General features: G+C 32.7%; 10 protein-coding genes. All 10 read left to right on the top strand.

Annotation, left to right across the window (positions count from 1 at the left end; all coding sequences use genetic code 11):
- Window positions 1-9 precede the first annotated feature (9 nt).
- Window positions 10-1,185, top strand: a complete 1,176-nt coding sequence (dxr, locus tag P8J93_05200; protein ID MDG2061195.1) for a 1-deoxy-D-xylulose-5-phosphate reductoisomerase — start codon at window positions 10-12, stop codon at window positions 1,183-1,185.
- Complete coding sequence (gene rseP, locus P8J93_05195) at window positions 1,169-2,548, top strand: RIP metalloprotease RseP (protein MDG2061194.1); 1,380 nt, start codon at window positions 1,169-1,171, stop codon at window positions 2,546-2,548. Before dxr ends, rseP begins: the two co-directional genes overlap by 17 nt.
- Before the next feature lie 50 nt (window positions 2,549-2,598).
- Window positions 2,599-4,968: an outer membrane protein assembly factor BamA gene (gene bamA, locus P8J93_05190; GenBank protein MDG2061193.1), complete on the top strand. Its 2,370-nt coding sequence runs from the start codon at window positions 2,599-2,601 to the stop codon at window positions 4,966-4,968.
- 66 nt (window positions 4,969-5,034) lie between these two features.
- Window positions 5,035-5,568 (top strand): OmpH family outer membrane protein, encoded by a 534-nt coding sequence (locus tag P8J93_05185; GenBank protein ID MDG2061192.1) that lies wholly within the window; start codon window positions 5,035-5,037, stop codon window positions 5,566-5,568.
- Window positions 5,569-5,574: 6 nt separating this feature from the next.
- Window positions 5,575-6,582, top strand: a complete 1,008-nt coding sequence (gene lpxD / locus P8J93_05180) for a UDP-3-O-(3-hydroxymyristoyl)glucosamine N-acyltransferase (protein MDG2061191.1) — start codon at window positions 5,575-5,577, stop codon at window positions 6,580-6,582.
- An 18-nt stretch (window positions 6,583-6,600) separates the two neighbouring features.
- Window positions 6,601-7,047: a 3-hydroxyacyl-ACP dehydratase FabZ gene (gene fabZ / locus P8J93_05175; GenBank protein MDG2061190.1), complete on the top strand. Its 447-nt coding sequence runs from the start codon at window positions 6,601-6,603 to the stop codon at window positions 7,045-7,047.
- Window positions 7,047-7,817, top strand: a complete 771-nt coding sequence (gene lpxA, locus P8J93_05170; protein MDG2061189.1) for an acyl-ACP--UDP-N-acetylglucosamine O-acyltransferase — start codon at window positions 7,047-7,049, stop codon at window positions 7,815-7,817. Before fabZ ends, lpxA begins: the two co-directional genes overlap by 1 nt.
- Window positions 7,817-8,959 carry a lipid-A-disaccharide synthase gene (gene lpxB, locus P8J93_05165; protein ID MDG2061188.1) on the top strand — a complete coding sequence of 381 codons (1,143 nt, stop codon included), beginning with the start codon at window positions 7,817-7,819 and terminating at the stop codon, window positions 8,957-8,959. The genes lpxA and lpxB overlap by 1 nt, the downstream gene beginning before the upstream one ends.
- The gene (locus P8J93_05160; GenBank protein ID MDG2061187.1) at window positions 8,953-9,531 is read left to right on the top strand and encodes a ribonuclease HII; all 579 of its coding nucleotides are present in this window, start codon (window positions 8,953-8,955) and stop codon (window positions 9,529-9,531) included. The genes lpxB and P8J93_05160 overlap by 7 nt, the downstream gene beginning before the upstream one ends.
- Window positions 9,515-13,003, top strand: a complete 3,489-nt coding sequence (gene dnaE, locus P8J93_05155) for a DNA polymerase III subunit alpha (protein ID MDG2061186.1) — start codon at window positions 9,515-9,517, stop codon at window positions 13,001-13,003. Before P8J93_05160 ends, dnaE begins: the two co-directional genes overlap by 17 nt.
- The last annotated feature ends 15 nt before the right edge of the window (window positions 13,004-13,018 follow it).

Genomic DNA, 13,018 nt, shown 5'->3' with positions numbered 1-13,018 from the left:
CATACAAGAATGGAAAAAATTGCTTTATTAGGTTCTACTGGGTCAATTGGAACTTCTTCTATAGAAGTAATTAAACTACATCCAGAAAAGTTTAAAATTTCTATAATTACTTGTTTGAATAACTATAAATTATTAATGCAACAATGTGAGGAGCTTAAACCGACCTTTGCATTCATAAAAGATAGGCAAGCATCTAATCTGTTTCAGATAGAACTTTCAAACTCTTCTCTGAATACTATCCTCATAAAATCAGAGAAGGAGTTAATTTCTTATATTCAAGATGGATCTATAGACACTGTCATAGCAGGGATGGTAGGGATTTCTGGTTTACAATTAGTATATTCTTCAATAGAAGCAGGCAAAAAAGTTTTGTTAGCAAATAAAGAGTCCTACATTGTTGCTGGAGAGTTATTAAATAATTTAGCAAACAAAACTAAGGCAGTTATTTTTCCTTTGGATAGTGAACACAGTGCAATTCATCAATGTCTTTCTAATAATAATGGAAAAGATATTAAGAAATTATATATAACTGGTTCAGGCGGCCCTTTCTTAAAAAGAAAACCTTCTACTTTTAGTTCAATTACCCGAGATGAAGCTATTGCTCATCCTATTTGGGATATGGGGCCAAAAATTTCTGTAGATTCATCTACTTTAATGAACAAAGGCCTTGAGATAATTGAGGCTAGATGGTTATTCGGTGTTGAAGAAAGAGACATTGAAGTTCTTATTCATCCAGAAGGGTTAATTCATTCAATGGTTGAATACATTGATGGTTCAGTTTTATCTCATATTTCTGTTGCCGATATGAAGGTTCCCATTGCTTATGGTTTGGGTTATCCTTCAAGGATAGAATCTGGATCTAAATTAATTAGTTTTACAAAGTTAAGTTCTTTATCTTTCTCAGATCCTGATTTAGAAAACTTTCCTAGTATAAATTTAGCTAGGAGAGCTTTAAAAGAAGGCGGAACTTCTCCGGTGGTGCTTAACGCTTCAAATGAAGTGGCGGTGCAAAGTTTTTTAGATAAGAAAATTTCATTCCTTCAAATAATGGAATTAGTTGAATATATAATGGATAAATTAGAAGTTAAAAGTGTCCAATCTATTGAAGACATTTTTGAAACTGACCTAATTGCTAGAGTTGAAACAAATAAAAGAATAAATTCATTAAATGGAACCCCTAATTAATTTAGTAATAATAATCCTATCAGCAACTTTCTTAATAAGTTTTATAGTTGCCGTGCATGAGTTGGGTCATTTTCTTGCAGCACGATATTATCAAGTACGAGTAATAAGATTTAAAGTTGGGTTTGGCAAAACTCTTTTTAGTAGGGTTGATAAATATGGAACAGAATTTGCATTTGGACTTTTTCCTCTAGGGGGTTACGTTCAAATGCAGGGAGAGGATGTTTTTTTAGTAAATGAAGAACTTCCAGAGAAAGACAAAGGCAATTCAATACTAAATGCTTCGGCAGGAAAAAGAGCATTTATTGCTGCTTCAGGTCCGGCAGCAAATTTTTTATTAGCTATTTGTATTTATTTAATATCATTTATGGTTGGGGTGAAAGAATTAGCGCCCGTTGTAGGAGATGTCTATCCAGATACAATGGCATATGAATCTGATCTTTCCACAGGAGATTTAATTCTTTCTATAAATGACACTCCATTACAAACTTTTACAGATCTCAATAGAGTATTATTATCAAATGCAGGGTCATCTGGAAATTTTGAAATACACTATATTGATAACATCTCAAAAGAAGAAAAAATAACTTTTGTTGAAATTATTAAACCTTATAAAATATCAAGTGAAGAAAATCTTACTAGATCATTTGGAATAAGTCCTTATATTCCAGCAAAGATTTCATCTATTTTAGATGGCAGTCCTGCCGAAGTATCAGGACTTCAGTCCCAAGATCTAATTATAGAAATAGATAATAAAAAAATAGAAACATGGAGTCACTTGGTAGAGGAAATTAACTTTAATAAAGGAAGATTAGTTGATATTAAGGTTATTAGGAATAAAGAAGAACTCATAATTTCGACTGTGGTAGAAGAGAAAATTTTTGATTCCGGAATATCTAGAGGTAGATTAGGTGTAACTAGAATTTCTTCTATAGAAGATTTTCCTGAAGAGCTAATTATTTATACCAAACTAGATTTAATCTCTTCTTTCATTAAGGCTGTTGACCAAACTCTAAACTTTTCTTTACTAATTCTTGAATCTATTAAAAAAATGATATTTGGAAGCGTAAACGCTGATAATATTGGTGGACCTATACAGATTTCTATGATGGCAGGATCAGCTGCTAAGACTGGTTTAATATCATTTTTTTCTTTAATGGCTTTTATAAGTATCAATTTAGGTTTAATAAATTTATTGCCAATTCCCATTTTAGATGGAGGTCAGATCTTTCTAATAATAATCGAAAAAATAAAAGGTTCGCCTATTTCTGAAAACTTTCTAGAATACGCTTTTCGATTAAGTATTTTATTTATAGGTAGCTTGATGATTTTTGCTATCTTTAATGATGTTATGAGGATAATTTAGTGCTTTTTTTTAACAAGACTTATATACATACTCTATTTTTAGGATTAATTATGTCATTAAGCTTATTGTCGCCAGTAACCTTGAGTGCTGAAGAATGGGTAATAAGTGATATCAGGATAAGTGGTTTACAAAGAGTTTCAGCAGGAAGTGTTTTCTCCGCTATGCCTTTATCTGTAGGAGACTCAGCAGATAGTTATGCTTTAATTGATGTGAGTAAGTCTCTATTTTCAACTGGTCAATTTGATGATATAGAGATTGGTAGAGATGGAGACACCTTGATTATTAATATACAGGAAAGGCCTTCTATAGCCTCTATAGAGATAGAAGGAAATAAGGCTTTAAAAACTGAGGATCTCATGAAAGGCCTTAAAGGGGCTGGTTTATCTGAAGGGCAGGTGTTTAAACGATCTATTTTGGACGGACTGAGTTTAGAATTGAACAGACAATATATAAGTCAGGGTAGGTATGGTGCAAAAGTAGATGTTAAAGCTGAAAGTGAGCCAAGAAATAGGGTTGGAGTAAAGATTGAGATAGAGGAAGGGGAAGTTTCAAAGATTTCAAATATTAATATTATAGGAAACAATTCTTTCTTAGATGAAGAGCTTTTAAAAGGTTTTGAATTAAGCGTCGGAGGATGGCTTTCTTTTTTTAAAAATGATGATAGATATTCTAGAGAAAAGTTAAAAGGTGATATGGAAACCTTAACTTCATTTTATAAAGATAGAGGTTATGTAGAATTTGAACTTGATTCATCGCAAGTTTCTATTTCTCATGATAAAAAGTCTGTTTTTATAACTTTAAATATAACAGAAGGTAATACTTTTATAGTTAATGATATAGATATAGCAGGAGATCTTCCTATAGATGAAGCAATTTTAAATCAGTTAGTACTAATACAGAAAGGAGAGATATTTTCTCAAATATTAATTACTGAAACTGAAGAATTATTTACTAATATTTTAGGAAACGAAGGATATACCTTTGCTGAGATAAAGGGAGTACCAGAAGTAAATGATGAAACAGGTGAAGTTGACCTAACATTCTATGTCGATGCTAAACAAAGAACTTATGTTAGGCGAATTTCTTTCAAAGGAAATGAAAGAACACACGATGTAGTCTTGAGAAGGGAATTAAGACAAATGGAGGGCGCTTGGGCATCCAATCAGTTAATTGAAAATTCAAAGCTTAGACTTGAACGTTTAGGTTTCTTTAAAGAAGTTGAATCAGAAACTAAGCCAGTACCTGGCGTATCTGATCAGATAGATGTTGAATTTACTGTTGAAGAGGAGTATTCAGGAAGTGTAGGAGGTAGCCTTGGCTATGGCGCTTATGGCATGACTCTGGGTTTAAATTATTCAGAAAATAATGCATTTGGCACAGGCAAGCAAGTAGGAATAGGAATCAATAAAAGTGATTGGCAAACAAATTATTCTTTTAATTATGGGGATCCTTATTATACTTCTGAAGGTGTGAGTAGAGGTTATAGTTTGTACTTTCGTGAATCTGATTATGGAGAATTTAATATAGCAAGTTATACATCTGACTCTTATGGAGCTGGAATCCAATTCGGATTTCCAATTTCTGATATTGAAAGAATTGGTCTCAATCTAAATTATGATCATACGCAGATAGATGCAGGCTCCTTGCCAGCTTCGCAAATTATCGATTTCATTTCTTCAGAAGGGACGGATTTTGAAGTCTTAAAAACTCAACTAGTATGGTCAAAGGTTACTTTAAATAGAGGTATTTTTCCTACGGCCGGTCAGTCACAATCTTTGGCATTGCAGGTAACTGTTCCTGGAAGTTCTCTAACTTATTTAAGGGCGACTTATAGGCATAAGTATTTTAAACCTCTCTTTGGAGGAAGATTAATAATAGGTTTAAGGGGAGAATTAGGCGCATTAGAGGCTTATGGAGATACTGAAGTGCCTCCATTTTTCGAACATTTTTATTCTGGAGGAGTTGGTTCAGTAAGGGGTTTTAAACAAAATACTCTTGGACCTAGAGCTACTCCTTCGCCATATTATTTAGATAATGAAGGTAACCCATTACAGGGTGAGGATGGAAATTTTATTTATAATCCATATTCCTATCAAGATGATAGATCAATTGGCGGAGCTTATTTGCTTGAGGGTGGGTTAGATTTTATTTTTAAGTTACCATTTTTAGAAGATCAGAGATCTCTAAGAAGTTCTATTTTTATAGATGCAGGAAATGTTTTCGCTAAAGAATGTAAAGAAACTCAATATAATGTAAATTGCAGTGAATTAGATATTGGTGAATTAAGGTATTCGTTTGGCTTTGGGGTGTCTTGGATTACTCAATTGGGCCCTATGTCCTTTGCCATATCTAAGCCCTTTAATCAGGGCGAGTTAGATGAAACTGAAGGTTTTCAATTTGAAATTGGTAGCCAATTTTAAGATTAAGGTAGTATTTAGTAGTAATAAAAAGTTAAAATTCGCAAACAAAAAAATCAAGGAGTTAACATGATTAAGATACATCGTAAAATATTGTTCTTTTTTATTCCAATACTATTATCAGCTAATTTATTTTCAGCTGAATTAGAAGGTATAGCAGTAATAGATGTTGAAGCAGCTATTCTTAGTACAGAACTAGCTAAGCAAGCTTTTGAAGAGCTTTCTAATAGCAAAGAATGGAAGGAAGTGTCAGAAGAGTTTCAACTAAAAGTTAATGAAGCTCAAGAAATAGCTGCCAATGTTCAAAAAGATGGAACAACAATGTCAGATGAAGAAAAGTTGGAAGCTCAAAAGAGATTAAGGTCTCTTGAACAAGATGCTAATTTTTTGAATCAGAAATTACAGCAAATGAGAAATGAATTAGTTCAGGGTATTCAGCAAGAACAAGCGCCAAAGGTGCAGAAAGTTCTTACAGAACTCATGAGGGCTAAGGGAATAAAAATACTTCTTCAAAGAAATGCTGTTTTAGGATGGGATCAGGGAGATCCTTCATTAAACATTACTCCTGAAGTAGTTGAGCTCCTTAATCAAAAGGAAGAATAGTTTTTTGTGTCTGCTTCCAAAAATCTTACTCTTGAAGATTTAGCTAATCAGATAGGAGCAACCCTTAAAGGTAATAAGGAACAACTTGTCTATGGCATTGGACCCTTAAATAAAGCGACTGAGAAAGAAATTTCCTTTTTTTCAGAAAAGAAATTTCTTTCTGATCTCAACCAAAGTAGAGCTTGTGCAATCATTATTTCGAAAGAGCATGCTGATTTAACTTCTTCAAGTGTGTTGATTTCAAAAGACCCTTATTTGTCATATGCAAAAGCAACAAAACTTTTTAAAATTCCTTTTAGCGAAGAGCTAAAAGAGGGCATTTCGGATAAAGCGGATATTCATGATGCAGCGGAGTTAAGTAAGTCATCATCAATAGGACCTTTTACAACTATTGGCAGAGACTCTTTTATCGATGATGGTGTTAAAGTTGGAAATGGTTGTTACATAGGAAGAAATGTAAAAATAGGAAAAGATTCTATTATTTACCCAAATGTGACAATCTATAGTGATAGTGAAATAGGTGAAGATGTAATAATTCATAGCGGAACTGTAGTAGGATCAGATGGTTTGGGTTTTGCTAAAGAAGATGGTAACTGGTTTAAGATTGAACATTTAGGCAGGGTTATCATTCACGATAGAGTAGAAATAGGTTCTAATTCTTCCTTAGATAAAGGATCGGTTGGTAATACTATTATTAGTTCAGATGTGAAAATAGATAATCTAGTGCACATAGCTCACAATGTGGAGGTGGGTGAGTTTTCAGCAATAGCAGCTAATAGCGCTATTGCAGGTAGTTCCATTATAGGAAAATCTTGTACTATTGCAGGATGTTGCGGAGTTATTGATAATATTTCTATATGTGATGAAGTTCATATTACTGCAATGACTTTAGTAACAAAATCTATTAAGAAGCCTGGAATATACTCTTCTGGAACTCCTATTATGGAAAATAAAGAATGGAGAAAAAATGCAGTTCTCTTTAAGAAGCTTAATAATATTTATAAAAAATTATAATTTAATAAAGGTATAGATATGGAAATAGAGATCAATATTGAAGAAATTCAAGAATATTTACCTCACCGTTATCCATTCTTGTTGGTAGATAGAGTTGTTGAGATTGAATTAGGGAAATATATAAAAGCTATAAAAAATGTTACCACAAATGAACCTTTCTTTAATGGCCATTTTCCTGGAAAACAAGTCATGCCTGGTGTTTTAATTTTAGAAGCTATGGCCCAAGCTTCAGGAATCTTAGGATTTAAAACTATGAATAAAAAACCTGAACAGGGCTCTATTTATTATTTTGTAGGAGCAGATAATTTAAGATTTAAGAATCCAGCTGTTCCGGGAGATCAGATAATTCTAGAGTCCAAAGTTCTTGCAGAGAAGAGTGGAATTTGGAAGTTTAATTGCTCTGCTTCAGTGAATGATAAGGTTATTGGTAAAGCAATTATTCTATGCGCAGACAGGCCTAAATAATGCATCATTCAACAGCAATTATTGACAAAAAAGCTTATTTAGAAGAAGGAGTTCAGATAGGGCCATACTCAGTTATAGGCCCAGATGTAAAAATTTTATCTGGTACTAAAATTGAGTCGCATGTAATTATTAATGGCCCAACTGAAATAGGAAAAGATAATCATATTTTTCAATTTGCTTCAGTAGGTGACGGAAGTCCAGATAAAAAATATAAAGGAGAACCTACAAAACTTATCGTAGGTAATAACAATGTAATCAGAGAAGGTGTGACTATTCATAGAGGTACGGTTCAAGAGGAAGGGGTCACAAGAATAGGTAATAATATTTTGCTTTTGGCATATTCTCATGTGGCTCATGATTGTATTATCGAAGATGATGCTATTTTAACTAACCAAGCAGCTATTGCTGGTGCAGTTAAAGTTGGTAAAGGAGCTATACTTGGAGGATATGCAATTGTTCATCAATATTGTTCTTTAGGTGCTTACAGTTTTTGTGCTATGGGTAGCGCTGTAAATAAAGATATTCCTGCTTTTGTTAAAGTGAGAGGTAATCCTGCTTCGCCTTTTGGAATAAATACAACAGGTATAAAAAGAATTGGTTTTAGCGCTGAAAAAATAGAAGCTCTAAGATCTGCATATAGATTAACATATAGAAATAAATTAACAGTAGATGAAGCTCTAGATCAAATGTCACCCTTGATCAAAAAACATCCTGAAGTTGATTTGTTTGCTAAATCTCTTATAAATTCTACTCGCGGTATTGTTCGATAATGCCGCATGAAAATATAAAAAGTAAGCCATTATTAAAGATAGGAATAGTAGCTGGTGAGAAGTCAGGAGATCAATTAGGTGCTTCATTAATAGAATCCATTAAAAAGGATTTTCCTGACTGCGAATTTATAGGGGTTGGCGGTCAAGAAATGAAGGAAGCAGGCTTAAAATCTTTTTTTGACTTAGATAAGATTTCGGTAATGGGAATTTGGGAACCTTTAAAAAGGTTACCGGAATTGATAAAGCTTAGAAAAAAACTAAAAGATTTTCTTAAAAAAAATAAACCCGATCTATTTATTGGAATAGATGCTCCAGATTTTAATCTTCCATTAGCAAAGTCATTAAAACAAGAAGCCTCTATTAAAACCATTCAGTATGTTAGTCCTTCAGTTTGGGCTTGGCGTAAGGGAAGGATTAAGAAGATTGAAAAATCAGTAGATTTAATGTTGACTTTATTTCCTTTTGAAGAAAGTTCTTATAAAGACTCTGAAGTAAATGTAAAATATGTTGGACATCCTCTAGCACAAAAATTAGATTTACCTAGTGATCTCTTGAATGATCAAAATAATAAAAATATCAGAGTGGCTTTAATGCCTGGAAGTAGAGAATCTGAGATAAGATTATTAGCACCTCTGATGATTGAAGCAGCCAAGGAACTTAAATCACAATATACTAATATGGATTTTGTAATGCCCTTAGTTAGCAAGGATCATTTGCAATTACTTAATAGAGACGAGGATAAATTATTATTTATAGAATTTACTTTTGGTAATTCTCATGAAATTTTAAAAAAATCTGATTATGGAATCATAACTTCAGGAACCGCTAGCCTGGAAGCCTTGCTTCTAGGCGTTCCGTCTTTGGTTATTTATAAAACAAATTGGTTTAGTTATTTTTTTATTAAACCTTTTTTAAATATTTCTTACTTTTCCTTACCCAATTTATTGAGTAATGAAGAAATAGTTCCGGAGTTATTGCAAGGCAAGGTAACAAAACATAATATCTTAAAGTCATTTAAAGAATTAAGAAGTATAAAACGTTCAATAATTCTTGAAAAATTTCGGAAAATTCATATTTCTTTAATAGGTAAAGGTCCTAGTTCAGCTAAAGATGCAATTATCGAATTCTATTCTAAATGTTAATTGCTGGAGTTGATGAGGTAGGTAGAGGTCCTCTAGCAGGTCCTGTGTATGCAGCAGCTGTTATTTTAGGCAAAAAAAGAATTATCGGTTTAAATGATTCAAAAAGTTTAAGTCCTAAAGAACTAATTAGACTTGATAAGGAAATAAGAGCTAATGCAATAGCTTTTAGTATAGGAAAGTCTAGTGTTACTGAGATAGAAACTTTAAATATATTACGTGCAAGCTTGTTAGCAATGAAAAGAGCTATTAAATCCCTTTCATGTAGGCCTTCAAAGCTTCTTATTGATGGGAATATTGCACCTAGTACAGATTTGCCATTAGAAATGATTATTAAAGGCGATACTAAAATACACAGTATTATGGCTGCATCTGTAGTTGCTAAGGTTGCCAGAGATGAGTTAATGAAAAAATTAGATAAAAAATTCCCTATTTATGATTTCAAAAATAATAAAGGATATCCTACAAGATTTCATTTGAAAGCGTTGAAAGAATTTGGTCCATGTAAACACCACAGAATGACTTTCAAACCTTTAAAAAAATTGGATAATGAAGTTAATGGGCTTAAATACTAATCAAGAATTTATACATCTACATGTACATTCTGAATTTTCGTTATCAGATGGAATAATAAGAATAGATGATTTAGCAGAGGAAGCTTATAAAAAAAATTTTTCTGCTATAGCTTTAACTGATATTTCTAATCTTTTTGGTTTAATAAAATTTTATAAAGCTGCAAGAAAAAATGGAATTAAACCAATAATAGGTGTGGAAATAAACTTAGTTGAGGATATTGATCAGTCTTCAGGAACTTTAGTTTTATTAGCAAAAGATAATCTAGGTTACAAGAATCTTACAAAAATAGTTTCCAGGTCTTATGTAGATGGCCAAAAAAAAGGTGTTCCCCATGTAAACCTAGATTGGCTTGAAAGTAATTATCAAGGCATCATAGCTTTATCAGGAGGTCAATTTGGTTATGTAGGCAAATCTTTACTTTCGGGAGATGAAAGCCTCGCTTCAGATAGAGTGATAGCTTTAAAAAAAATTTTTAATAATAATTTTTTTTTAGAGATACAAAGAGTAAATAGGGAAGGAGAAGAGGAACATAATCTTAGTGTTATAAATTTATCAATCCAGCATGAGGTTCCTTTGGTTGCAACTAATGATGTGAGGTTTCTAGAGCCTATAGATTCAGAAGGAAATTTATCAGATTTCGAGGCGCACGAAGCTAGGGTTTGTATTCAAAAAGGTGAAACATTAAGCGATCCTAGAAGAAAAAAGATCTATTCTCCAAAGCAATATTTAACTTCAACGGAAGAAATGATAAATCTTTTTTCTGATATACCGGAAGCTCTTCAAAATACAGTTAAAATTTCTAAACTATGTAATCTAGAAATTGATCTTGGTAAGTTCTTCCTTCCTGACTTCGATGTCCCAGAAGGAAAAAGTAATGAAGACATGCTTAGGGAGAGCGCTGAGCAAGGATTAAAGAATAGAATTGAATTTATAGAATCGTCAGTAAATAAGTATGATATTCATAAAGAAAAATATGCAGAAAGGCTTGAATATGAGCTCGATATGATATGTAAACTAGATTTTGCGGGCTATTTTCTAATAGTCGCAGACTTTGTAAATTGGGCTCAAGAGAATGAAATACCTGTTGGTCCCGGCAGAGGTTCAGGTGCTGGTTCTATCACTGCTTATGCCTTAGGCATTACTTCTATAGACCCTATAAAATATGATCTTCTTTTTGAAAGGTTTTTAAATCCAGAAAGGGTAAGTAATCCGGACTTTGATATTGATTTTTGTAGAGATGGCAGAGATAGGGTTCTTGACTATGTGACACAAAAATATGGCAAAGACTCTGTAGCTCAAATAGGAACAAGAGGAACTATGGCAGCTAGAGCTGTAATTAAAGATGTAGTAAGGGTATTAGATAAACCATATTGGTTTGGAGAATCTTTAGTCAATGCTATGCCAGATGTTCTCGGTATTTCTCTTAAGCAAGCTTATAAGGATAAAGAATTTAAGGAACTTGTTAATTCAAGTGATGGCGGTTTGGAAGTTTACGAGATGGCACTCAAACTTGAAGGCATTGCTAGAAGTGTAGGTACACATGCAGCTGGAGTTGTAATTGCACCTACAGCTTTAACAGATTTTACTCCTCTTATTTTAGATGAAGAAAAGGGTACTGTTGCATCTCAATTTGATATGGGAGATGTTGAGGCAGTAGGACTAGTTAAATTTGATTTCTTAGGGCTAAAAACACTCACAATTATTGATAGGACTTTAAAAAGAGTAAATCTAAAAAATATAAATAAAGAATTAAGGATAGATGATTTACCTCTCAATGATAAAAAAACTTTTAGCCTTCTTCAAAAGGCAGACACTACAGGGGTTTTTCAGCTTGAATCAAGAGGTATGAGAGAGTATTTAAAACAATTAGTTCCCAATCGTTTTGAAGATATTGTAAGTATGAATGCTCTCTACAGGCCTGGAGCCTTAGGTATGAATATGGTTCAGTCTTATATTGAAAGGAAACATGGAAGAGAGGATGTCACTTACGGACATGAGGCTGTAAAAAATATACTAAGTCCTACCTATGGAGTCATTGTTTATCAAGAACAAGTGATGCAAATAGCACAAGATCTAGCTGGTTTTAGTTTAGGACAGGCTGATATTCTTAGAAGGGCTATGGGAAAAAAGAAGAAAGAGGAAATGGAGCAGCAGAGATCAGCCTTTATCGAAGGAAGTGCATTAAATAAAGTAGATAAAAAGTATGCTGGAAATTTATTTGATCAAATTGAACAATTCGCTGGCTATGGATTTAATCGTTCTCATTCCGTTGGTTATGCTCTTATTGCTTATCAAACCGCTTGGCTTAAAGCTCATTTTCCTGCCTCTTTCATGGCCTCCGTTTTGTCTTGTGAGATTGATTCAACAGATAGAGTTCAAATGTTTGTAGATGAATGCAGAGAAATGAAATTAAAAGTAACCAAGCCAGATATAAATAAGAGTGAATATCTCTTTTTAGATATTTCAGATGATGAAATACTTTATGGACTTGGAGCTATTAAAGGGGTTGGAGAATCTTTAATAGGAGGAATTCAAACTGAACGTGAAATATCTCATTTTACTAATTTAGAAGATTTTTGTCTGAGAATGAACAAATTTCGTATTAATAAGAGGGTATTAGAAGCTTTGATTGGATCTGGGTCAATGGATGGGTTAGGAGTAAGAGAAGATCTCTTTAGATCTATAAATGCTACCTTAAAGAAGGTAGAGCATTTAATGGACAGAAGACAGAGTGGGATTAGTGATTTGTTTGAGGATGAGCAGATAGATCCAGATCCTGAAAGGATTACATTAACCCCAGAAAATAAATTTAATTTGCCTATTGCTGAATATAAATCTTTAGGGTTCTATTTAGAATCTAACCCTATTAAAGGGCGTCAAAACGAAATAACTAGGATGTGTAGTGGTCTTATAGGAGATCTAACCCAAGATACTTCTTTTGCTAGACTAGGAGGTTTCATTTCACAGTTGAATATGCGTCAAGGAAAAAGAGGGAGATTTGCTTTTATTACTTTAGTAGATCTTTCTGGAAAAATAGAAGTATCTATTTGGGCAGATATTTATGATAAGTTTAGAAGTGCTTTAAAAAAAGGACAAACAGTTATCATTGAAGGAGATATTGAAAAGGATGAATTCTCTAGTAATGAATTTAAAGAAACTTTTAAATTAATAGCTCAGAATATTCTTACCCTTGATGATGCAAGAAGAGAGTATTGTAAGTATGTTAATTTAAAGATGAATTCAAAAAATTTGAAGGTAAATCTAGAAAAAATAAAAAAAATAAATATAGAAGAGGAGGGTAAAAAAACTCCCTTATTAATTACTTATTCTGGTGAAGAATCAGAGGCTGATTTATCACTACCCGAAGAATACAATTTAAATTTAAACGAGGATAGATTGTTGTCACTTGAAAAGACCTTTGGGAAAGAAAATATTCAATTGGTGTATGATAATCATTTATATTTGCATTAAAAAATTTTATGTTTT

Source organism: SAR86 cluster bacterium (assembly GCA_029268615.1).
GTDB lineage: Bacteria > Pseudomonadota > Gammaproteobacteria > Magnimaribacterales > Magnimaribacteraceae > JAQWNM01.
The sequence above is the reverse complement of the archived record's forward strand: the minus strand, read 5'-3'. Positions and strand labels throughout refer to the sequence as shown.